The sequence below is a fragment of the Sporomusa intestinalis genome, assembly GCF_055383785.1.
Genome location: NZ_AP042390.1, coordinates 4,338,079 through 4,359,912 on the forward strand (window position 1 = coordinate 4,338,079; position 21,834 = coordinate 4,359,912).

General features: G+C 57.7%; 21 protein-coding genes. 1 reads left to right on the forward strand and 20 read right to left on the reverse strand.

Annotated elements, in window-relative coordinates; all coding sequences use genetic code 11:
* Positions 1–62 precede the first annotated feature (62 nt).
* The 18 genes from hypE to ACZ481_RS20275 all read right to left on the reverse strand — a co-directional run bounded on the left by hypE (position 63) and on the right by ACZ481_RS20275 (position 19,011).
* A complete protein-coding gene (gene hypE / locus ACZ481_RS20190) occupies positions 63–1,079 on the reverse strand; it encodes a hydrogenase expression/formation protein HypE (RefSeq protein ID WP_464767132.1) in 1,017 nt (338 codons plus the stop codon).
* Positions 1,072–2,169 carry a hydrogenase formation protein HypD gene (gene hypD / locus ACZ481_RS20195; RefSeq protein WP_464767133.1) on the reverse strand — a complete coding sequence of 366 codons (1,098 nt, stop codon included), beginning with the start codon at positions 2,167–2,169 and terminating at the stop codon, positions 1,072–1,074. The genes hypE and hypD overlap by 8 nt, the downstream gene beginning before the upstream one ends.
* Positions 2,153–2,380, reverse strand: coding sequence for a HypC/HybG/HupF family hydrogenase formation chaperone (locus ACZ481_RS20200; protein ID WP_464767134.1), 228 nt, complete (start codon positions 2,378–2,380; stop codon positions 2,153–2,155). Before ACZ481_RS20200 ends, hypD begins: the two co-directional genes overlap by 17 nt.
* A 2-nt stretch (positions 2,381–2,382) precedes the next feature.
* Positions 2,383–4,653, reverse strand: a complete 2,271-nt coding sequence (gene hypF, locus ACZ481_RS20205; RefSeq protein WP_464767135.1) for a carbamoyltransferase HypF — start codon at positions 4,651–4,653, stop codon at positions 2,383–2,385.
* A gap of 16 nt (positions 4,654–4,669) precedes the next feature.
* Positions 4,670–6,040 carry a thioether cross-link-forming SCIFF peptide maturase gene (gene scfB, locus ACZ481_RS20210; protein WP_464767136.1) on the reverse strand — a complete coding sequence of 457 codons (1,371 nt, stop codon included), beginning with the start codon at positions 6,038–6,040 and terminating at the stop codon, positions 4,670–4,672.
* 95 nt (positions 6,041–6,135) lie between these two features.
* Positions 6,136–6,276: a six-cysteine ranthipeptide SCIFF gene (gene scfA / locus ACZ481_RS20215; protein ID WP_144351330.1), complete on the reverse strand. Its 141-nt coding sequence runs from the start codon at positions 6,274–6,276 to the stop codon at positions 6,136–6,138.
* 162 nt (positions 6,277–6,438) lie between these two features.
* Positions 6,439–7,527: a copper amine oxidase gene (locus ACZ481_RS20220; RefSeq protein WP_464767137.1), complete on the reverse strand. Its 1,089-nt coding sequence runs from the start codon at positions 7,525–7,527 to the stop codon at positions 6,439–6,441.
* A gap of 97 nt (positions 7,528–7,624) precedes the next feature.
* Complete coding sequence (locus tag ACZ481_RS20225) at positions 7,625–8,383, reverse strand: polysaccharide deacetylase family protein (RefSeq protein ID WP_464767138.1); 759 nt, start codon at positions 8,381–8,383, stop codon at positions 7,625–7,627.
* Complete coding sequence (whiA, locus tag ACZ481_RS20230) at positions 8,376–9,341, reverse strand: DNA-binding protein WhiA (RefSeq protein WP_464767139.1); 966 nt, start codon at positions 9,339–9,341, stop codon at positions 8,376–8,378. Before whiA ends, ACZ481_RS20225 begins: the two co-directional genes overlap by 8 nt.
* A 5-nt stretch (positions 9,342–9,346) precedes the next feature.
* A complete protein-coding gene (locus ACZ481_RS20235) occupies positions 9,347–10,702 on the reverse strand; it encodes a gluconeogenesis factor YvcK family protein (RefSeq protein ID WP_464767140.1) in 1,356 nt (451 codons plus the stop codon).
* 56 nt (positions 10,703–10,758) lie between these two features.
* Complete coding sequence (rapZ, locus tag ACZ481_RS20240; RefSeq protein ID WP_464770665.1) at positions 10,759–11,634, reverse strand: RNase adapter RapZ; 876 nt, start codon at positions 11,632–11,634, stop codon at positions 10,759–10,761.
* Between the two features lie 215 nt (positions 11,635–11,849).
* Entirely contained in the window at positions 11,850–13,586 is a 1,737-nt protein-coding gene (locus tag ACZ481_RS20245) for a methyl-accepting chemotaxis protein (RefSeq protein WP_464767141.1), read from the reverse strand.
* Positions 13,587–13,797: 211 nt separating this feature from the next.
* Positions 13,798–15,486 (reverse strand): putative bifunctional diguanylate cyclase/phosphodiesterase, encoded by a 1,689-nt coding sequence (locus ACZ481_RS20250; protein ID WP_464767142.1) that lies wholly within the window; start codon positions 15,484–15,486, stop codon positions 13,798–13,800.
* Positions 15,487–15,498: 12 nt separating this feature from the next.
* Positions 15,499–15,924: a response regulator gene (locus tag ACZ481_RS20255; RefSeq protein WP_464767143.1), complete on the reverse strand. Its 426-nt coding sequence runs from the start codon at positions 15,922–15,924 to the stop codon at positions 15,499–15,501.
* A 101-nt stretch (positions 15,925–16,025) separates the two neighbouring features.
* Entirely contained in the window at positions 16,026–16,826 is an 801-nt protein-coding gene (locus tag ACZ481_RS20260; RefSeq protein ID WP_464767144.1) for a Cof-type HAD-IIB family hydrolase, read from the reverse strand.
* Between the two features lie 117 nt (positions 16,827–16,943).
* Positions 16,944–17,276, reverse strand: coding sequence for a phage holin family protein (locus tag ACZ481_RS20265; RefSeq protein WP_464767145.1), 333 nt, complete (start codon positions 17,274–17,276; stop codon positions 16,944–16,946).
* 188 nt (positions 17,277–17,464) lie between these two features.
* The gene (locus ACZ481_RS20270; protein WP_464767146.1) at positions 17,465–18,004 is read right to left on the reverse strand and encodes a methylated-DNA--[protein]-cysteine S-methyltransferase; all 540 of its coding nucleotides are present in this window, start codon (positions 18,002–18,004) and stop codon (positions 17,465–17,467) included.
* Positions 17,998–19,011, reverse strand: coding sequence for an alpha-hydroxy-acid oxidizing protein (locus ACZ481_RS20275; RefSeq protein WP_464767147.1), 1,014 nt, complete (start codon positions 19,009–19,011; stop codon positions 17,998–18,000). Before ACZ481_RS20275 ends, ACZ481_RS20270 begins: the two co-directional genes overlap by 7 nt.
* Before the next feature lie 150 nt (positions 19,012–19,161).
* On the opposite strand from ACZ481_RS20275, the gene ACZ481_RS20280 reads away from it, so the two are divergent.
* Positions 19,162–19,701, forward strand: coding sequence for a DUF3231 family protein (locus tag ACZ481_RS20280; protein WP_464767148.1), 540 nt, complete (start codon positions 19,162–19,164; stop codon positions 19,699–19,701).
* Between the two features lie 81 nt (positions 19,702–19,782).
* On the opposite strand, the gene rd is transcribed toward ACZ481_RS20280, so the two are convergent.
* Entirely contained in the window at positions 19,783–19,941 is a 159-nt protein-coding gene (rd, locus tag ACZ481_RS20285; protein WP_144351342.1) for a rubredoxin, read from the reverse strand.
* A 75-nt stretch (positions 19,942–20,016) separates the two neighbouring features.
* Complete coding sequence (uvrC, locus tag ACZ481_RS20290) at positions 20,017–21,828, reverse strand: excinuclease ABC subunit UvrC (RefSeq protein WP_464767149.1); 1,812 nt, start codon at positions 21,826–21,828, stop codon at positions 20,017–20,019.
* Between the last annotated feature and the right edge of the window lie 6 nt (positions 21,829–21,834).

A 21,834-nucleotide genomic window follows, 5' to 3' on the forward strand; every position in this document is an offset into this window, starting at 1 on the left:
CATCCGGCAGACCCTTTGCCTGCCCCTATACCATAATACTATGACAAGCATGAGAAAATATGTCAGCAGATCCGCGGTAATTGTTCGCCTGACAACATATCCAAGAGGCGAAGCCCGCCGACGGCAGTCCTGAGCGCCACCTGCCCGGCCGGCTGGGCTGTTACGGACCCGATTATCCGGGCCGCGGCTGCCAGCGGGTTTTGCCGCAATATCGTCAGAACTTTTCCACTATACTCTTTTTCGACAATAAATACGATTTTTCCTTCATTGGCCAGATATAAAGGATCAAATCCCAGTAATTCACAGACAGCCAGCACTTCCGGCCGCACCGGCAGTGTATTTTCTTCCAGGATCATGCCCACGCCGGCCTCGGCGGCAATCTCGTTGAGCGTGGTTGCCAGTCCGCCCCGGGTGGGATCGCGCAGCATCGCCACCTGCGGCACCTCGGTCAGCACCGCCGCCACCAGCTGGTTGAGCGGGGCGCAGTCACTGGCAATGGCAGCCGGCAGGGTAAGCCCGTGGCGCTTACTCATAACCGCCACGGCATGATCGCCGAGATAGCCGCTGACAATGATATCCTGACCGGGTTTAACACAAGCGGCGCCAATGTTGACGCCAGGCAGCACAACGCCAATCCCGGCCGTGTTGATATACAGGCCGTCAACAGCGCCTTTTTCCACAACCTTGGTATCACCGGTAACAATCGTTACCCCGGCTGCCGCTGCCATTTGGCGCATCGATTCGACAATTAATGTAAGCTCAGACAATAACAGGCCTTCTTCCAGAATAAACCCGGCGCTCAGGTACAAAGCCCGGGCGCCGCACATCGCCAAATCATTGACAGTGCCGCATACGGCCAGCTTGCCGATGTCGCCGCCGGGAAAAAACCGGGGTTTAACCACATAGCTGTCGGTTGTAAAAGCCAGGCGGGCACCGCCGATATCCAGCCGGGCCCCGTCGTGCAGTTCAGCCAGGACCGGATTGGCAAAGGCCGGCAGCATAAGATTCCTGATCAGGTCATGACTGAGGCGGCCGCCACTGCCATGGCCCAGCAAGATGCGTTCCTCCCGCTTATTCACAGTTCCACCGTCCTTGTCCGTATTTATACCAGGCGGCACAGGCCCCTTCGACGGAAACCATGCACGCCCCCACCGGCTGCTCCGGGGTGCAGTGCCGGCCGAAGCAGGGACAGGCCGGCGGGGTAATCAGGCCCCGCAGCACCTCGCCGCAACGGCAGCCGGCCGGCTCCTGCGACCCGGCAACCGCCAGCGGCAGCGCCGCCCGGGCGTCAAACCGCCGCCAGGCGGCCCGTAGCTCCAGGCCGGAGCCGGCTATCAGGCCAAACCCCCGCCAGGCGGCGGCAGCCGGCTGGTACACCTGATCCAGAACGGCCCGGGCGGCCGGATTGCCTTCGCTCTTAACCACCCGCCGGTATTGGTTCTGCAGCTCAGCCTGCCCCTGCTTAAGCTGCTGCAGCAGCATATAAACGCCCTGCAGAATGTCCAGGGCCTCAAAGCCGGTAACCACAGCCGGCACGCCAAATTGCCCGGCCACAAACCGATAAGGTTCCAGGCCGCTGATGGCAGCAGTATGGCCCGGCAGCAAAAAGCCGTCAACCTTTGTTGCCGGTGCGGCCAACAGGGCTTTAAGGGCCGGCGGCACCAGTTTGTGGGCCGACAGCACAAAGAAATTAGTCAGGCCCTGCCTGTCCGCCTCCAGCACCGTGGCGGCTGCCGTCGGGGCGGTGGTCTCAAAGCCGACAGCCAGAAAGATAACCGCCTTGCCGGGATTATCCCTGGCGATAACCAGACTGTCCAGGGCGGAGTAGACAATGCGGATATCGGCGCCGCAGGCCTTCTCCGCCATTAAACTGGACGCCGAGCCCGGCACCCTGAGCATGTCGCCAAAGGTGGTAATAATCGTATCCGGGCGGCGGCTGTAGGCAATGGCCGTATCCAGATATTCGTTAGGGGTCACGCACACCGGGCAGCCGGGGCCGCTGACCAGCTCGACCGCCGCCGGCAGCAGCTGCCGGATACCGGCGCGAAAAATGGCCACCGTATGGGTGCCGCACACCTCCATAAGCCGCACCGGCCTGCTGGCCAGGCAGTGTATGGCGTCCGTAAAAAAGCGGGCGGCCCGCTTCTTTTCTTCAGCTGTCAGCAGCATACTGATCCAACTCCCTGAACAAGGCCAGCGTCCGCCGGGCCTCTTCCTCATCAATCGCCTGAATCGCAAACCCGGCATGGACCAGTACATAATCGCCCACCGCCGCTGCCGGCAGCAGCATGAGGCTGACCTGACGGGTTACGCCGCTAATCTCAACCGTGGCCATATATTCTGTTCGTTCAATAATCCTGGCGGGAACAGCCAGACACATAATCAACGGCTCCTTTCCCCGGCAATAACCGCCTGGCCGAGGGCCAGGCCGCCGTCATTAGGCGGCGTCTGCCGGTGTAGATATATAGTAAGCTCATATTGCGTGAGCATTCCGATAACTTGAGTTAACAGGGTAAGGTTCTGGAAAACGCCGCCGCTTAAGGCGACCTGCCTGATACCGGTGGTCCTGCTGATCGCAGCCACCAGCTCACAGGTGGCTGCAGCCAGGGTAGTATGAAAATCCGCCGCCAGCTGCTGGCTGGGCAGCCCTTGCAGCAACGCCTGGCACAGCGCGGCAAATACCGGTTTAAAATCCAGGATCCGCAGCTCCCCGGCCTCATTGACGTCATAGGGCAGCACCCGGCCCGACGCCCCCTGGGCGGCAAGTTCAAGCTCCACCGCTGCCTGGCCTTCATAGTTAATACGCTGCCTGATGCCCAGGAGCGCGGCCGCCGCATCGAACAGCCGGCCGGCGCCTGAGGACAGCGGGGCGTTAAGGCCCTGGCCGGCAGCCGCCAGTACCAGCTGCCAGCCTGCCGGCAGCTGTTGCACAAACGGCAGCGGCAGCTCGGCAAACCGGGGCCCGTACAGGGCCTGCAGCAGCCAGGCAGCCAGCCGCCACGGCTCTTTGATCGCTTGGGCCCCGCCCGGCAGCGGCAGGTAGGCCAGATGTCCCAGCCGGCGGTAACCGCTTAGGTCGGCAACCAGAAATTCACCGCCCCACAGGGTGCCGTCCGGACCATAACCGGTGCCGTCAAAGGCTACGCCGATAACCGGCCCGCTCAGCCGGTGCTCGGCCATCACAGCCGCAATATGGGCATGATGATGCTGCACGGCCACCCTGGGCAAGGCCAGGGTGGCGGCATACTTTGTTGATAAATAATCAGGGTGCAGATCATGGGCCACCACCTGGGGCACAACATTGAGCAGCTTTTGCCAATGGCCGATGGCCGCAATATAGGCCTGATAGGTCGGCACATTCGTCAAATCGCCGGCGTGGGCGCTCAGAAAAGCCTGCCGGCCGCGGGTCAGGCAAAAGGTGTTTTTGAGCTCGCCCCCTACGGCCAGCAGCGGCGGCAGCTCCCGCCCCAGCCTGACAGGGGCCGGCACATAGCCCCGGCTGCGGCGCAGGAAATAGGGCTGATCCAGCACAGTTCTAACCACGGAATCATCGGCCTGACAGTAAATAGCCCGGTCGTGAACCAGAAAATAGTCGGCAATCGCCTGCAGCCGGGAGACCGCATCGGCATCGTCATAGGCAATCGGTTCGTCGCTGGCATTGCCGCTGGTCATTACCCAGATAGCCTCTGCGGCCAGCAGCAGGATATGGGCCGGCGCATAGGGCAGCATGCAGCCCACATACGGATTCCCCGGCGCAATCATGTCAGCCAGGTCATAGCCTGCCGCCTTGGCCAGCAGCACAATGGGGCGCGCCGCACTGACCAGCAGCTGTTCCTCCGCGGCCGACACCCGGCAGCGGGCTTTGATCGCCGCCAGCGAGCCGGCCATAACGGCAAAGGGCTTGTCTTCCCGGACCTTGCGCCGTCTCAGCCGCGCCACCGCGGCGCCGTCAAAGGCATTAGCCGCCAGGTGATAGCCGCCAATGCCTTTGATGGCCAGGATGGCGCCGGTGGCAATCAGCCGGCCGGCCGCCACAAATATATCCTGTCCGGCCGGGGCTGCCGGTTGGCCGGCCCGGTCCAGCAGGCGGTACTGGGGACCGCACACCGGACAGGCATTCGGCTGGGCATGAAAACGCCTGTCAGCCGGATTGTCATATTCCGCCTGACAGGCCGGGCACATGGCAAACCGGCGCATGGTCGTCGCCCGGCGGTCATAGGGGATATCCTCGATAATCGTATACCGGGGACCGCAGTCGGTGCAGTTGATAAACGGATACCGGTACCGCCGGTCCCGGGGATCAAGCATTTCCCGGCGGCAGCTGGCACAGGTGGCGACATCGGGCGCAACCAGCGCGGTTTTCGCGGCGCCGTCAGCACTGGCTCTGATGACAAAGCCTGTATACCCCTGCGGCTCCCCGGGCCGGACCGTGACCGACTCAATGGCGGCCAAAGGCGGCGCCTGCGCCTGTAAAGCGGCAATAAACGCGGTAAGCCGCTCCGCGGCGCCTTCGGCGGCAATGTCGACTCCCCTGGCATCATTGGCAACCCAGCCGGTTACGCCATAGCGGCCGGCCAGATTATAAACAAAGGGGCGGAACCCCACCCCTTGCACAATGCCGGTTATATGAATATGAACAGCTGCACAATTCATAGCGAACTCCTTAGCGTTAGCTTCCCTCCGCCGGCGTCTGACCGGCAAGCACCAGTTTGGCCTGGATCATAATAGCGCATTCCAGCCGCTTTTTCTGCAATTCACACCCCAGTTCATACGGCTTCAGCAGGTCGTTGTGGAACAAATCGGCGTTGGCATGACAGCCGCCGCTGCAATAAAACCGGGCCCAGCATGCACGGCAGGCCGGCTTATTGAGCACATGGGCCTGACGGAATGTTACCGGCAGCGCTTGATTGACGACCCCGGTATCTATATTGCCCAGCTTATATTCATCGCGCCCTACAAACTGATGACACGGATAAAGATCGCCTTCCGGCGTTACGGCAAAATACTCATGGCCGGCGCCACAGCCGCTCAGGCGTTTAGCCACACAGGGGCCATTGCTTAAATCCAGGTTAAAATGGAAAAAGTCGAAACCCCGGCCGGCCAGTTTGCGCTCCAGGTAGGCCTCTGCCAGTTGTTCATATTGGCGGTACAGCTCCGGCAGGTGCGCTGCCGTCAATTCGTAAGCAGCCGCTTTCGCCACCACCGGCTCCACCGACAACTGACTGAAACCGAGATCGGCCATGGACAGCACATCGGCGGCAAAGTCGAGATTGTAGGCCGTAAAGGTGCCCCGCAGATAATAGTTCTGGTCGCCGCGGGAGTCGGCAACCTGCTTACAGCGCTTGACAACCAGATCATAGCTGCCGCTGCCGTTGACACAGGGCCGCATCCGGTCATGCGTCTCGGCCCGGCCGTCCAGGCTGAGCACCAGGCTGATCTGGTTTTCGTTTAAATATTCAATCAACGGCTCAGTCAGTAACAGGGCGTTCGTCGTCAGCGTCAGCTTGAACACCTTGCCGGTTTCCTTCTCCCGCCGCCGCACATAGCTGACGACATGACGGACCGTATCCATATTAAGCAGCGGCTCGCCGCCGAAAAAATCCAATTCGCAATGGCGGCGCCCGCCGCTGCCGGCAATAATAAAATCAACAGCCTTTTCCCCAATCTCCCGGGACATGAGCCCCCGGGCCCGGCCAAAATCGCCGGTGCCGGCAAAGCAGTAGCCGCAGCGCAGATTGCAGTCATGGGCCACATGCAGGCACAAGGATTTAACCAGCGGCCGGTCGCTGAAAGTCAGCGGCACCGTCAGTTCCGGCGAAAACAACTGCCCGGCCTGTACCAGCTCCGCCAGTTCGGCTACCGCTTCTCTTACCGCCGCCCGCCCGTAGGCCGGCTGCAGGGCGGCAACAGCCTCTGCCGCGTTCGCCCCGTTATAAATATCCAGTATATCGTACGCCAGCTTATCGACAAGATGCACGGCGCCGCTATTAATATCAAGTACAATATAGAGACCGTTTAAATAGAATTTATGAACCTGCATTCCTCTTCCTCTTTCTACCGGAGACGTCTTCGTCTTACAAATGCCTCCCAAAAATACAGCCCCTTGGCCTGTCGGGGCAAGGGGCTATGCTGTGTCTACTTCTGGCAGACCTGATTGCCGACAGTGCAGGAAGTCTTGCAAGCCGACTGGCAGGAAGCCTGGCATTCCCCGCAGCCGCCGGTATGTACAGTTTGAGCCAGCGATGCTTTATTGATAGTCACAATATGCTTTTTCATAGTTAATTCCCTCCTTGCCTACTCAAATATATGGGGTAAACGGTTACTATACTATTTTAGCCTGTTTACCGACAGGAAGCAATAGCCAAACGCACCGGTTGCCAGGAGGACGGTTCTGCGCCCTATGACCAAGAACCGTCCCCCCTGACACGGTTCACTGGATTAGGGCCGGGTGACCGGGGCCAGAATAATTTTGACAGGCAGGTTGGAGGCCCCGGGCGGCGAAAAGGTCAGCCACAGCGACTGGCCGCCGCTGAAGTCGCCGAGATGGTCCATGTCGGTTGACGTCTTACTGCCAAAAAACAGCCTGTCCGCCGGGGTGCCGACGACGGCTTCCTCCTGGTGGCGGTATTTAAGCTTGAGGCCGCCGGCATATTCCCCGCCCCGGGGGTTTAAATAAACAGCGTAGTTTTGTTCAAAGGCGGTTGGCAAAAACACCCTGTACAAAACACCATAATTGCCGTAATTCAGGGCCGGTGAACCGTCTGTCGCATCAATACCGGCCACAAAGACATCCCGCTTATGGTCGGCCAGGGTAATCCCCAGCACGCCGTCACGGCCGGCACGATACACCTGGGTGGGCACAACCAGCCGGTCACGGCCGGCGAACGTCCCCCGCAGGCGCTGACTGTCAGTGGGCAATATCTGCGCTTTGTTAATAAACTCTGCCGGATCCGCATCCACCGGCAGCATCATAACAACAACTTTCACCGGCTCCTTGGTCTGGAAATCATAGATGCCATTGACCAGCGCCTCGGGGACAATCACCGTTTCATTAAGCACCGGTTCCAACAGCGCCGTGCCTTGGGCCGGCACCTCGATCAGTTCGACCTCCTGCTGGTTCAGGTAGTTAAGCTGCGCCATTTTCCCCACGGCCAGATAGTCCAGGCTGGGCCCGCCCAGGCCATACTGATTGACAACAACCTGGGCCGCGGTGCGCGCTTCATTGACAAGCAGCACAACCACCTTTTTTAACTCCCTGGTCGAATTCACATGATGGAAAAAAAGGCGGACATCACCGGCGACTGTGTCCTGATACATAATGCCGTCGGCCGGGACCATCTCCGGGCTGTCCGAAAGCAGCAGCGTTCCGCCCAGTTCCGTCACGGTCACAGGCAGTTCGGTGACCCGGGAAACATCAAAGGGTGCGGTGGGACCGGGGTTAGCTAGTCCCGGCTGGGGGGCTGAGATAAAATTAACGGCTACGGTGACAGCAACGGCGACACCGGCCTGACGAAACCAAGTAAACAAATAGCATACCTCCTAACAGGCCAATCGCCTTCCAGGCAATTATAGCAAACTATCGCCTGGCCGGCAACCTGCAGGAGGATTTTACCAGCACCCCGCGTCAGGGAGCCAGGGCTGCCAGCCTGCCATACAGGTGGGCCCGCAGCAGCCGGAGACGAAACTCCCACAGACCATAGCGGGGGCGGGGGATGTTAACCCGTTTGAGCTGATAGGCATCATCCGCCAGCGTGCCTAAGCCGGGCCGGCCCGTACAGGCGCCGGTATAACCGGCCTGCCGGGCAGCCGCTGCCGTCTCCGGGTTGTACTGCCCAAACGGGTAGGCCAGAAACGCCACCGGCGTCGCCAGGTTGTGCTCAAGCACTTGCTTGGAACGCCTAAGTTCGTCCAGAACCCGGTCCTGGCTGAGTTCGTTCAAGGCTGCATGGCTGTAGGTATGGGACCCGATTTCGATCCCTGCCGCCTGCAGGCCGGCAATTTGTTCCCAGGTCAAATACCCGGCCTGGCCAACCTGGCCGGCGATCACGAACACCGTGGCCCGCAGCCCGTATTTTTGCAGGAGCGGCAATGCCGTCCGATAGTTGTCCTCATACCCGTCGTCAAAAGTAATAATGACCGGTTTGGGCGGCAGCGGCCGGACGCTATGGCCGGCAGCAAAGAATTCGGCCAGGGAAATAGCCGTATAGCCATGACTGTGCAAATACTGCAGCTGTTCTTCAAACTGTTCGGGGTCAAGGCTGTAGATTTCCGGCTCACGGCTGATCTGGTGGTAAGCGAGGATAGGCACACCGCCGGCGGGTGTCAGCAGCAAAAAAAGCACTGCGGCCAGCAGCACAGCCGCCGCTTGTACCAATCTACTCATGCTGCTCCTGTGTCTCTGCCGGCTGCTGGCTGCGCAGCGCTTCGGCAATCTCCCCTAGTTTGCGCAGGCGGTGGTTGATGCCTGATTTGCCGACCCGCCCTTCCAGGGCTTCCACCAGTTCCGACAAGGTCGCTTCCCGGTGGGCGAGCCGTGCTTCGGCGACCTCCCGCAGTGTGGGCGGCAGCTTATCCAGCCCCAGCTGCCGGACAATCAGATTGATACTGTCCACCTGACGCACCGCCGCGTTAACCGTCTTCTGCAGGTTAGCGGTTTCGCAGTTAACAAGCCGGTTTACCTGATTGCGCATATCCTTGACCACCCGGACATTCTCAAACAGCAATAACGCATTATGAGCGCCGATAATCTGGAGAAAGGCGGTAATGGCATTGCCGTCCTTAAGATAGACGATGTAGTCGTCCTTGCGGTCGGTCATCCGCCCCGGCAGGCTGACGGACTTCATAATCCGGACCAGCGACTTGGCCAGTTCCGCGTTGCCTGTAACCAGTTCCAGGTGGTACGACCCTTCCGGACGATTGACAGAACCGCCGCCTAAAAACGCACCCCGCAGATAAGCCCGGCGGCAGCATACTTTCCGGAGAATGCTGCTGTCGGACTGGACATTCAGGCCGTCAGCCCCCATGATCCCCAGCGCGGCCAGCAGTTCATTAACGCCCGGCGAGGGAACAACCCGGACATGATAGGTGTTGCTTTTCTTCAGGCGCCGGCCACGGGTAACCACTACTTCGGTTTTTACATTGGAATAACGCTTGATAAGGCTCAGTACCTTGCGGGTAACAGCAGCATTTTCACTGCTGAAATTAATACCCAGATTGGCATTGCCGCCAATCGCCATCGAACCGCCCATCCGGATTAAGGCCGCCAGTTCAGCGGCCAAACAGCAGCTTTGCTCACCGGTTATACGGGCGAGTTCATTTTTTACTTCAGCAGAAAATGACAAAGTCTTCAGTCCTTTAGTTTTTTAATGCTTTCAGCCATAATATAGTAGTCCAGCAGCCGCATCCGGTCGGAATTGATTTTAAGGTCATAAACCATGGACATGATGGTACGGGACAGGCGGGCCGGATCATGCCGGACCAGATTGGTCTCACTGATCAGGTTGGCCTTAACCACCTTGACGCCCATGGCTTCGATGCGGTCCAGATCAGGCACAACCGGCTGCGCTCCCCGCTGGGCATAAAACTCCCGCAGCTCCGGCGCCACCTCCTGGACATTGACAATGGCCATGTCGATCGAACCCGGGCCGGCATGGTCAATAATTGCCTTAATATGATCGGAAGCCGTGTAGCCGTCGGTTTCTCCCGGCTGGGTCATCACGTTGCAGATATAAATCTTAACCGCGTCGCTTTCCCGCAGCATATCGGCAACGCCTTTTACCAGCAAATTAGGAATTACGCTTGTATACAAACTGCCGGGGCCTAAAATGCAGGCATCGGCCTCACGAATCGCCTCAATGGCACCTTTAACCGGCCTGACATCGGCCGGCGTGATCGCTACCCGCTTTATCCTTTTGCCGGACAGCGGAATCTGCGACTCGCCCTGCACCACCGTGCCGTCCGTCATTTCCGCCAGCAGCAATACAGGCTCGGTGGAAGAGGGCAGGACCTGACCCCGCACGGCCAGTACCTTGCTCGATTCTTTGAGCGCCAGTTCCACATCGCCGACAATCTCCGTCATGGCTGCGATATACAAATTGCCGAAACTATGGCCGGCCAGCTCGCCGCTGCCGCCAAACCGGTGCTGAAACAACTTCTCCATCAGCGGTTCCGTATCGGCCAGCGCCACCAGGCAATTGCGCAAATCCCCCGGCGGGATGATGCCAAAATCCTTGCGCAGCCGGCCTGAAGAACCGCCGTCATCGCCGACGGTCACAATGGCGGTAATATTACTGGTAATACTCTTAATGCCCCGCAGCAGCACCGACAAACCGGTGCCGCCGCCAATGACGGCAATCGCCGGCCCGCGATTGAGCTTGCGTTTTTCGAAAATAATCTCAACCAGCTTATCCGAGCCTTCCGGCACCAGCACACTGATAACCGACCGGATAATCTGCCGCGTGGCCGCCAGCATAATACTCATGCCCAACACAATAATAGTAAGCCCGGCGACGGTAGTCACGGCATAATAATAATTGCCTGTCGTCAGGTAAAACAAGCGGAAGATAGCTTCTTCCACCACACCGATATATTTATAGTTGAAGACAATGGCCAAACCTAAGCTGACGAGAATAACGCCTGCCGAAAATAGCAGCAGCCATCGCTTAAACTTCATTCCTGGATATAACCATTTCAAAAAGTGCATGTAATCACCTGCATCATTCAATCATTTTTTTGATTTGCGCAGCTTCTGACGCCCCATCATTCAATGACGTTGTGCTTAATATCGCGGTGTTCCACATTGACTTTAAAGCCTTTGGCCTTCAAATACTCAAACATCTTTTCCGCAATGAACACCGAGCGGTGCAGGCCGCCGGTACAGCCGATCGCAATAATCAGCTGGCTTTTGCCTTCTTTCACATAATGAGGAACAAGAAAGTCAATCAGGCCGGCCAGCTTTTCCATAAACTGCTGCGTAACAGGCCATTTCCAGATATATTCACCCACCACTGCCTCCTGACCGCTTTTGCGCCGGAGGGACTCCACATAAAACGGGTTGGGGAGAAAACGGACATCCATCACCATATCAGCGTCAAGAGGCATCCCGTATTTAAACCCAAAGGATACAACCGTCACCGTCATGCGTTCCAACTCGCGCTCTTCTGCGAACAACGTTGTTATTTTGCCTTTGAGTTCAGCGGTGGACAGACCGGAGGTATCGATAATATGTGTTGCCCGCCCCCGGATTTGCTCCAGCCGGTCCCGCTCCCGGTTAATGCCCTCGCTGATGCGGCCATGGGGCGCCATGGGATGACGGCGGCGGGTTTCCTTATAGCGGCGGATAATGGTCGCATCGGAGGCTTCCAGAAACAGAATCTCATACAAATGCCCCTGTTTTTCCATTCCCTCCAGCACCTGAGCCAGGGTATCAAAAAACTCGCCGCCGCGAATATCGACCACCAGGGCAATCTTGGAGACCTTTCCCCCCGACTGGGCACAAAGCTCAGCAAATTTGGGAATCAGCATCGGCGGCAGGTTATCCACACAAAAGTAGCCTAAATCCTCCATTGCCCGTATCACCTGAGACTTGCCGGCACCTGACATGCCGGTGATAATAACCAGGCGAAAGTTATCTATCGTCATCGTGAACACCTCAACTCTTCCTCCCCTTATCCTTAACCAAGGCGCCAAATCCTGCTGTTGTGCCAGCGGCCGCAGCCCTTAGCCCGGGCCAGGCTTTCTGCCCCGAAATATATTGCCCCCATTACCTATACATTAATTATAGGGCAGTGGCGGGAAAAAAGCAAAAACAGTTCCCGTCATTGCTGAGCAGGAACTGCCGCTGACCAATGTTATAGCTTAAACTTACTGACAGAAAGGTGCAATTCCTGCGCCATCTGCTGCAGCCCCTGGCCGGAAGCCGCAATTTCCTGCATCGAGGCTGATTGCTCCTGGCTGGCGGAGGCAACCGTCTGGGTCTGACCGGCAATATCCTTACTGCTGGCCGAAAACGCCTCAACCGCAGTAACAATCCGCTGGCTGCCGCCGGCTATTTCTCCAATCGCAGCCGATATTTCCCGGATTTCCGCCGACATAGTGGCAATATGGGCGGCAATGTCAGTAAAGACGCCGCCGGCTGTATTCACGGCCTCCGCCCCCAGCCTGACCTCGCGGGTCCCTGCGGCCATTGCTTTAACCGCCAGGCCGGTCTCGGACTGAATCTCGCCAATCAGGGCAGCAATCTGTTTTGCCGACTGGCCGGCTTGTTCAGCTAAACGGCGCACCTCCTCGGCCACGACGGCAAACCCCCGTCCCTGCTCACCGGCCCGGGCTGCTTCAATCGCGGCATTCAGGGCCAGGAGATTGGTCTGACCGGCAATCCCGGCAATGGCGTTAACAATCTCGCCAATCTGCTGGGAATAGCCGCTCAGCTTGCCGACCACAGCCGCCAGGCTGTTGACCGTTGCTTCAATGTTTTCCATCTGCGACACCGCCTTGCCCACAGTCTGGCTGCCGGCCTGAGCCGCTGCCGCCGTATCCTGCGAAGCGGTTACGACCGTGCCGGCATTGGCGGCGATCTGCTGAATGCCGGCCGCCATCTGGCCGGCCACAGCCAGGGCATCATTGGCGGCCGCCAACTGGCCGTCGGCATCTGCGGCCACATGGGCGATCGATTCATCCACCTGGCCGGCGGCCCGGGCCGAGTTCTCCACAACCGCCGCCAGGGTGTCGGCAGCGGCGGCTACCTGGCCGGCAGAACCCAGGATTTCCCGGATGGTGGTTTTAAAACGGCCCTGCATGGTAGTAAGCGCCGCCGCCAGCTTGCTCAGCTCATCGCCGTCAGCCACCGGCCTGGCCGGGATGCTCAAATCCCCCTCGGCCAGGCTGTTGGCAACCGTAAGCATACTTTCAATCGGCCGGCACACCATGCGGGTAAGCACCAGGCTGAGACCGCCGCCAGCCAGCACGGCAACCAGGGCGACCAGGGCCGTAACCCCTGAAATTCTGTCCATACTCAGATAAGCACGGCCGGCCTGTTCATCAACAATAGCCTTATTATCTTCAACCACTTTTGTCAAAATAGCGGTGATCTGCTCAGAGTAAGGTGTAATCCGGGCATTAATGACAGCGGCTTCCGCTTTCAGCTGCTGGGCCTCGGCCGCATTGCCTGCCGCCAGTTGCCGGTGGTAAGCACGGACAACCGGCGCCAGGTCGTTGACAACCCCGTCGGCATGCTTGCTTGTCAGCTGAATCAGCTTTTGCACATCCGGGCGGGAGCTTTCCTCCACTACATCGACCAGCTGGTGCTCCAGCACTACCGTATTACTCATGGACTGATCCTGCAGCTTGGCAAATTTCTCATCCCCGTAGGCAATAAACCCGCGGGTGGCAGCCACACCGGCGCCAAAACTGTTTTCAATCGCCAGCGCCAGCTGCAGCCGCTTGTTGGCCGTGTCAATCGCCGCCAGGGTCTTGCCGAAGGAATTCATCGACAGGTAAGCTATGGCCCCCAGCATAATAATCAAGCCGAACATGACAGCAAACCCCAGACTGATTTTAGTACCTATCCGCCATTTTCCAAGAACCATATGTATCTCCCCCAGCCGCTAATATCCCCTATATAAAAAAAACGCCAAGCCAGCATTACTACCACTGTACAAAAGCGTCTTTGCTATCACCGATATGTGTTTATAGTGTAATAATACCAGGTTGTCTGTCACTTGACAAGATACACTTTGCCAAAGCGGCCCCGGCCTGCTAAAAATATTTGCACTATTTCAAAAAGAGACCGCCCTGGGGCTACCAGCGGCGGTCCAGCATAGGCTCCACCTGCGCAGCCGGCAGCGGGCGGCTGAACAAATAGCCCTGCATGGTATTACAATTCATCTCCCGCAGAAAGGAACGCTGCTCCGCTGTTTCCACCCCTTCCGCCACCACCTTAAGGCGAAGATTATGGGCTAACACAATAATAGCGGAAATAATGGCCGCATCCTCGGCTGCGCGGGTGGCATCCTGGATAAAAATCCGGTCAATCTTAAGAGTGGTAATCGGGAACCGCTTTAAGTAGCTTAAGGAGGAATAGCCTGTGCCAAAATCATCGATGGCAATTTTTATGCCCATCGCCCCCAGTTCCTGCAGGATAGCGATGGTATAATCGACATCCTGCAGGGCAATGGTTTCGGTTATCTCCAGTTCCAGATACTCCGGGGCCAATCCGGTGGCAGCCAGGATCTGGCTGACCCTGCCAATAAAATTAGGCTGCCGGAACTGGCGGCCGGACAGGTTAACCGATACCACGACCGGCGGATAGCCCCGGTCCTGCCAGGCTTTATTCTGAGCGCACGCCGTCCTGAGCACCCATTCGCCAATGGGCACAATCAGGCCTGTTTCCTCAGCCAGCGGGATAAAGTCCATGGGCGGCACCAGGCCGCGTTCGGGGTGCTGCCACCGGACCAGGGCCTCAACGCCGGTAGTGCGGCCGCTAACGCTGTCAATTAGGGGCTGATAATGCACAACCATTTCATTATTGCTGAGGGCCTGCCGCAGGCTGTTCTCCAGCATAATCCGCTCAAGCACCTTTTCATTCATGCTCTTGGTATAAAACTGATAGCCGGCACCGCCCTGCTCCTTGGACCGGTACATGGCCGACTCGGCATTTTTCAGCAGCGAATCCACATCCTGGCCGTCATCAGGAAAGACCGCAATGCCGACACTGGCGGCCGCATGCCAGGTATAACCGTTCAGGTCGATGGGCCGGCGGATTTCTTCAATCATAATTTCAGCAAAAATGGCGGCAATTTTAGACTCCACCAGCTCGGGCAGCAAAATGGCAAAAACATCGCCGCCAACCCGGGTAACCACTGCCTTTTCCCCTAAGCAGCGGGTCAGTCTGATGGCAATAATACTGATAAGTTTGTCGCCAAGGCTATGGCCTAACGTATCATTAACGACCTTAAAGCGATCAATGCCGACAAAAAACAAGGCCATCATCCTCTGGTTGCGTTCCGCTGCCGACAGGGCCATTACCAGGCGGTCAATCAGCAGCAGGCGGTTGGGCAAACCGGTCGCCCGGTCAAAATAGGATAAATATTCAATCATGGCCTCGGCCCGGCCAAGCCTGATCGCGGTCCGCAAGCCCCGGGACAGAATTTCTTCGGACAGTTTTCCTTTTACCAGATAGTCAGTGGCACCGGCCTTCATGGAATCGACAGCCAGTTGTTCGTCTCCCTGGCCGGTCAGAATAATCACAGGCGTTTTGACGCCGGCCGCCCGGATCGCCGCCAGCACGGCCAACCCGTTATCACCAGGCAGGCAATGGTCCAGAAAAATGCAGTCATAGCCGCCCGCACGGGCTTTTGCCAGGCCGTCGGCGCCATTATCGGCTTCATCAATGACAATGTCGGCGTAGGCCGCCTTCAGCGCCCGTATGACCATGATTCTGTCAACCTGGTCGTCATCAATAAGCAGTATACGGAGTTCTTCAGCCATGCCAAGCCTCCCTTATGGCATTTCACTTAAGGTCCAGTAATGATCCAGTGCCGCCATCGCTTCAACAAACTGCTCAAAGGATACCGGCTTAATGATATAACCGGCAACGTTGAGCTGATAGGCAGCAATAACATCACATTCTTCATCCGAGGTTGTTAAAACGATCACTGTCAGGATTTTATATTCCGGGTCCTGTCTGATGGCACGCAAGAACTCAATCCCGTTCATGCGCGGCATATTGATGTCAAGCAAAACAATACCAGGCCTGCCCATGCCGTCAGCGCCGCTCTGCCCGCGCAGCAGGGCGAGCGCCTCAACCCCGTCGCGGGCGATATACAGCGGATTGGTCAGGTTGATTTTTTTAAAGGCCCGTCTTACATTCATGATATCGACTTCATCATCTTCCACCAGCAGTATACTCATGCTTTTATCCCGCATATTGAGCCTCCCATACTGGTAATGTCCTGGTAATGGGTATTCTCACCGGCGCCTGTAATTTCCTGCTGAACGCTGTCAGAATACAAGGTATTTTTCCAGCTTCATCCTTGCAGTACGTATTTTTCAATCGCTTCCGCCACACCGTCCGCATCATTGGACAGCGTCTCAAGCTGGGCGGCCGCTTTGACGGCGGCACTGGCATTGCCCATCGCCACCCCCCAGCCGGCATACTGCACCATCGCCAGATCATTGCCGCTGTCGCCCAGGGCCATGATCTCCGCTTGCTCAATCCCCAGCCGGTCGGCCAAAAACGCCAGGGCCTGTCCTTTATTGGCCAGCGGGTCGGTAAGCTCCAGAAAAGTCGGTTTGGAAACAGCAATGCTGAGTTTGCCGGCAAAAGCAGCCTTCAACTCGCCGGCAATCTTGACAATCTCGGCCGGGTCGGCCATAATCAGGATCTTGCTGGGGCACCCCTCTTCCGTGTATAAACGGTCGCCCAGCACCACTGCCGGCACCCTGGCCAGCTCGGCATAACGCTGCGCATAGTGGTTAAGCTCAGTCACATGGAGCTCATCATCAACATAGGTCTGGACATGCCAGCCCCGTTCCCGGCACAAGGCCAGGATCTGGTCGGCGAGCTGCCGGGGGACCGGCCTGCTCAGCAGCACTTCGCCTGACAAGCAGGACTTAATCAGCGCCCCGTTATAGGTAATAATCGGCACATCAAGCCCCAGCTGCCGGGCATAAGGCAGGGCCGAGGCGTACATCCGCCCGGTTGCAATCGTTACCGTAACCCCCCTGGCCACGGCCTGCCTGATCGCCGCGCAGGCCCGCGGTGAAACGGCCAGCTTACTGTCCAGCAGGGTGTCGTCCAAATCCAGGGCTATTAGTTTTATCGTCATTGTACCTCTCCTTTGCTTATTGAATACAAGGGCGGAATTCCCGGCGGCCAACCGGTTAGAGCCTGCCCCGCCGCTAACAAAAAAGGAATTTTGCTATTGGCAAAATTCCATAAATATTTACCTGTCCTGTATCACTTTAGACAAGGTAAAGCTGCACAGAGTCATCAGCGATACGCCTGCCAGCAAGGCAATGGCACCGGTTACCTGAAAACCCGGCAGCGCCTTGACGACCATCAGCGGGGTAAAGATGTTCGTCATCATGGTCACACCGCCCAGAGTCAGCATATTAAACGGCAACTCCGCCAGGGCTAACAGCGGTCTGATGGCGGCATTGGCCAGGCCGACAATCGTCGCCCCCAGCAGTGTCCCCCCCAGAGTGTCAACAAAAATCCCCGGCAGTTTGGCCGCCATGACCACCAAAATAAGTGCATTGATTATGATTCGCAACAAAAAACCTGCCACCGGACTTACTCCCTCCTGCCGAATCACCATTTTTTATGTCGGACCGGTACCTATTATTATATCCCACCGGACAAAATTCCCGCAACCTTTTTTTGCCTGTGATTAGCTTGCAGAGGCGTTGACCCTGAACCAGTATTGTTTACAGCCCGGCCCCGTTACCGGTCCTTGCCGGCGGCTTACCGCAAACTGTCAGCAGTTTCCAGCATGAGCAGGGCTTTTTTCAGATCGAGTCCGCCCCCAAAGCCTGTAAGGCGGCCATTGGCCCCCACTACCCGGTGGCACGGCACTACCAGGGGGGTGCGGTTGCGATGCAGAGCCCCGCCTACGGCCCGGCTGGCCCCGGGTTTGCCAATAGCCCGGGCAACCGCCTGATAGCTGACGGTGGTCCCATAGGGGATTGCTGCGGCCGTATGCTGCAGCACGGCTGTCTGAAAGGGGCTGTAGGCGCGCCAGTCAAGGGGAACGGAAAACGTGACCGGAAAGCCCTGAAAATACACTCTCAGGTCACCGGCCAGCTGCTCCGACCACAGGCAGGCCCGGTGACCGGCAGCCAGCGGCCTAACCGTGGCCTGCTGGCACTGAACCTCAGCAGCAGCCAGCTGCGCATCGGGCCGCGGAAAGCCCAGGGCCCACAGGCCGGTGTCAGACCAGACGGCCGCCACCAGGCCCCAGCCGGTAGTGATTATTTGGCTGTAAAGGCTGGCCGGCGCTACCATAATATTTCCACAGGCACATCACTCAGGCCGGCTGTACCGGTCAGGGTCATCGCCGCACTAAGCTCAGCCTTATATTTATTAAGAACAAACGCTACCCCGTCAGCGCCGCCGCCTACCGCCGCAATCGCCAGCGGCCGGCCGAGCAGCACGGCGTCAGCACCCAGGGCCAGCATCTTCAACACATCGGCGCCGCTCCTGATGCCGCCGTCCACCAGGACTGTCATTTTGCCTTTGACGGCTTCCGCCACATAAGGCAGCACCTCGGCCGTACCGGGGGTATGGTCAAGGGCCCGCCCCCCGTGATTGGAAACAACAATGGCATCCACCCCGGCCTGCCAGCAGGCTTCGGCATCATCAGGGGTCATGATCCCTTTGACAATAAACGGGATGGACGTATGATTCTTAATGTATTCAAGCTCCTGCATGGTTTTGGGGCCTACAGGCTGACCGGCATTGGTCATATTTACCAGGGCGGCGGCGTCAATATCCATGCCGAAGGCCGGAGCACCGGCCACGGCGGCCTGCTTGGCCAGCTCGACGATTTTATCCGGCTCCCGCGGCTTAATGACCGGTATGCCCCAGCCATCCTCCCGGCCCATGGCCTCCAGGCCGGCGCCAAAGACAACCGGCACCGGGCCGTCGCCGGTCATGCCGATTGTGCCTGCTTGCCGACAGCCGCTGATGATCGCGGCAGTGTACTCCGCCTCCGGCAAGGCCCCGTTCATATTAAGGGCAATACCGCCAATGGCGGCGCCAATCACCGGCAGCGCCAAATCCAGCCCCAGAATACGGCAGGACAGGTCCGGCTTCCTCACACTGTGAACTGTCCTCAAGTTCAGCCGGCATTCAGCCAGCGCTTGTATATTATGACGAAAGGCTGCACCTGTACCGAGGCCGCCCATACCAGGCACCTCGCCGGCACAGATAATCCCGTTGCATTCTGGGCACACCCGGCAGGCCCCGCGAAATTTCTCCTGCGCTGACCGGCGAATTGTATTTATATCCATACAGCTTCCCTCCCCAGTGAAACATTTGTCTTTTGTTGAAATTCTTTTTTAGCCGGTAAATTCCTGCTGAACCGTTGCCAAACAGGTATAAATTTTATTAACCTGACCATATTACAAAGTAGACAATCGTTGCGCTGAGGAGGTTATGTTATGACTGTGATGGACAAAATTAATTCCCAAACCCGCACAATCATGAATTCCATTTTTGACAAAGAGCCCTTAAACTATATTGAGGCCGCCGGCTTATACGGCATCATTGCCCAGGGCCGTTTCAACATCTCGCTGCTGCAGGTGATGTACAACCATACCACTGACCCGGAGCTGAAGTCCCTTGTGAAGGAAGCGATTGACCGGCATGTGGAAATGACGGTGGAAGCAGCGGAAGACAAGCTGGCCGGCAGCAAAGGCCAAACGCCAAGTCTCCAATCCGTTAAACGCAACCTGCACGATTCCCCGCTCAGCATCCCGGACGACGCCCGGCTGACTGACCGGGAGATCGCCATTGCCGTCGGGACAATGGCCAAGGCTTCGCAAGCCGTCATTCTGACCTGCCTGCATCAGTCCTATCAGCTGGATGTCGCGCTGATGTACCGTAAGGCCCTGGATGACGGCCTGGACTTTGACTACCGCTTATTACAGCTCATGCTGAAAAAAGACTGGCTGCCCCATCTTAATAAAGTCTCGCATTAGCCCTTCGCTCTCAGCCTTTTCTTTCAGCCAGGCTGCTGGCAGTAAAAAAGTCGCGCTCTGCGCGACTTTTTTCTATCTAAATTAAAGCTTTTCAAACTGATCCTTGCCTACCCCGCAAATCGGGCATTGCCAATCCTCGGGGACATCGGCAAAGGCCGTTCCCGGTTTAACGCCATGGTCGAGATCACCCTCAGCCGGATCGTACTCATAACCACATACCATACACTTATATTTTTCCATTGACAATCACTCCTTTTCGCTAATTACACTGCCTGTCTATATTTTACTATTTACGGAACAGGATTGCAAACTAAATTAGCGGCGGAAGAAATGGTATACCGCCTCGGCGGCCGGTGTGCTCATGCCGTCTACCTGGGCCAGTTCGGGGATTGGGGCAGCTTTAATCTTAGCCAGGCTGCCGAAGTGATCCCACAGGGCTTTGCGCCGCTTGGGGCCAATGCCGGGGATGTGGTCAAGGACCGACACCAGGTTTCGCTTTGACCGCAGCTGCCGGTGATAGGTAATGGCAAAGCGGTGAGCCTCGTCGCGGATGCGCTGCACCAGATACAGCGACTGGGAATGGCGCGGCAGGATCACCGGTTCGCTGCTGCCCTCGCGGAAAATATGCTCAAACTCCTTGGCCAGGCCAACAACCGGCACCTCCGTAAGCCCGGCGGCGCGGATCACCGCCAGAGCCGAGCTGAGCTGGCCCTTGCCGCCGTCAATAATAATTAAATCCGGCACAGGCCCTTTGGTGAGCGCCTCCCGGTAGCGCCGGCCCACGACCTCCTGCATGGACTTAAAGTCATCCGGTTTGCCTTCCACTGTTTTCAGCTTGTAGCGGCGGTACTCATTCTTATTCGGCTGTCCGCCTGCAAACACGACCATGGAGGCGACTGTTTCCGCGCCCTGAATATGGGAGATGTCGAAACACTCAATCCGGTCCGGCGCGGCAGCCAGGCCCAGATAGCGCCCCAGTTCAGCCGCGGCCCCGGTCGTTTTGTCAAAGTCGGCCTCCTGCCGTACAGCCTGCTCCTGCAAGACATTGGCCGCATTGCCTGCGGCCATATTGACCAGATCCTTTTTGGTCCCCCGTTGCGGCGTTGCCACCAGCACGCGGCCGCCTTTGACCGTACTCAGCCAGTCTGACAGGAGCTGCTGCTCGGCTACAGGCAGCGGCAGCAGGATTTCCCGGGGAATAAAGGCAGCCTTGCTGTAATACTGCTTGAGAAAAGCCGCCAGGATATCCTCATCGGTCTCCTCTTCGCCGCCAGTCAGCATAAAGTGGTCGCGGCCCACCATTTTACCGCTGCGGATAAAGAAAACCTGGGCGCAAATGCCGGCCGCCGACCGGGCCAGGCCAACCGCATCCTGATCGCCGCTGCCTGTCACAATGTTTTGCTTTTCGATAATCTTTTCCACCGCCGTGAGCTGGTCACGGAGCCGGGCGGCCTGTTCAAACGCCAGTTCCTCAGCCGCCGCCGCCATCAGCCGTCTGAGGTTTTTGACCACAGCATCACTGCGCCCTTCCAGAAACAGTCCCACCGCCTTAATCATCTCGCCGTAGGCGGCCTGATCAATTTTTCCGGCGCAGGGAGCCAGACAGCGTTTAATATGATGTTCCAGGCAGGGGCGCTTGGCATCCAGCCGCCGGCAGGAGCGCAGCGGAAACAAGGTCTTCAGCAGCCGCAGGGTTTCATGGACGGCGCCGGCACTGGTGTAGGGGCCGAAATAGCGGGCCCCGTCCTTCACCACCTTACGGGTGGCATACACCCGCGGATACTCCTCATTGGTCACCTTAATATACGGATAGGTTTTATCATCACGGAGACTGATATTGTATTTGGGGCGGTGCTTTTTGATCAGGTTGCATTCCAGAATCAGGGCTTCTATCTCCGAGGCGGTAATGATATATTCCAGATCGGCGATCCGCGCTACCATTGCCAGTACCTTCGGCGCCTGATTGCGGCTGGACTGGAAATAGGAACGGACCCGGTTTTTCAGATTGACGGCCTTGCCGACATAGATAATCCGGCCTTTCGTGTCTTTCATCAGATAGACACCGGGCTTATCAGGCAGCAGCGCCAGTTTTTCCTCAACAGCAGCAATGCTAGAAATAGCCGGCACCCTCCT

Bases quoted from the DNA above. Each gene is read 5' to 3' on its own strand.
- hypF (WP_464767135.1), bottom strand. From the start codon at position 4,653: ATGAATTGTGCAGCTGTTCATATTCATATAACCGGCATTGTGCAAGGG.
- ACZ481_RS20255 (WP_464767143.1), bottom strand. From the start codon at position 15,924: ATGCGGGATAAAAGCATGAGTATACTGCTGGTGGAAGATGATGAAGTC.
- ACZ481_RS20245 (WP_464767141.1), bottom strand. From the start codon at position 13,586: ATGGTTCTTGGAAAATGGCGGATAGGTACTAAAATCAGTCTGGGGTTT.
- ACZ481_RS20250 (WP_464767142.1), bottom strand. From the start codon at position 15,486: ATGGCTGAAGAACTCCGTATACTGCTTATTGATGACGACCAGGTTGAC.
- rd (WP_144351342.1), bottom strand. From the start codon at position 19,941: ATGGAAAAATATAAGTGTATGGTATGTGGTTATGAGTACGATCCGGCT.
- ACZ481_RS20260 (WP_464767144.1), bottom strand. From the start codon at position 16,826: ATGACGATAAAACTAATAGCCCTGGATTTGGACGACACCCTGCTGGAC.
- ACZ481_RS20200 (WP_464767134.1), bottom strand. From the start codon at position 2,380: ATGTGTCTGGCTGTTCCCGCCAGGATTATTGAACGAACAGAATATATG.
- ACZ481_RS20235 (WP_464767140.1), bottom strand. From the start codon at position 10,702: ATGCACTTTTTGAAATGGTTATATCCAGGAATGAAGTTTAAGCGATGG.
- ACZ481_RS20225 (WP_464767138.1), bottom strand. From the start codon at position 8,383: ATGAGTAGATTGGTACAAGCGGCGGCTGTGCTGCTGGCCGCAGTGCTT.
- ACZ481_RS20270 (WP_464767146.1), bottom strand. From the start codon at position 18,004: ATGGTAGCGCCGGCCAGCCTTTACAGCCAAATAATCACTACCGGCTGG.
- ACZ481_RS20280 (WP_464767148.1), top strand. From the start codon at position 19,162: ATGACTGTGATGGACAAAATTAATTCCCAAACCCGCACAATCATGAAT.
- hypD (WP_464767133.1), bottom strand. From the start codon at position 2,169: ATGCTGCTGACAGCTGAAGAAAAGAAGCGGGCCGCCCGCTTTTTTACG.
- scfA (WP_144351330.1), bottom strand. From the start codon at position 6,276: ATGAAAAAGCATATTGTGACTATCAATAAAGCATCGCTGGCTCAAACT.
- ACZ481_RS20275 (WP_464767147.1), bottom strand. From the start codon at position 19,011: ATGGATATAAATACAATTCGCCGGTCAGCGCAGGAGAAATTTCGCGGG.
- scfB (WP_464767136.1), bottom strand. From the start codon at position 6,040: ATGCAGGTTCATAAATTCTATTTAAACGGTCTCTATATTGTACTTGAT.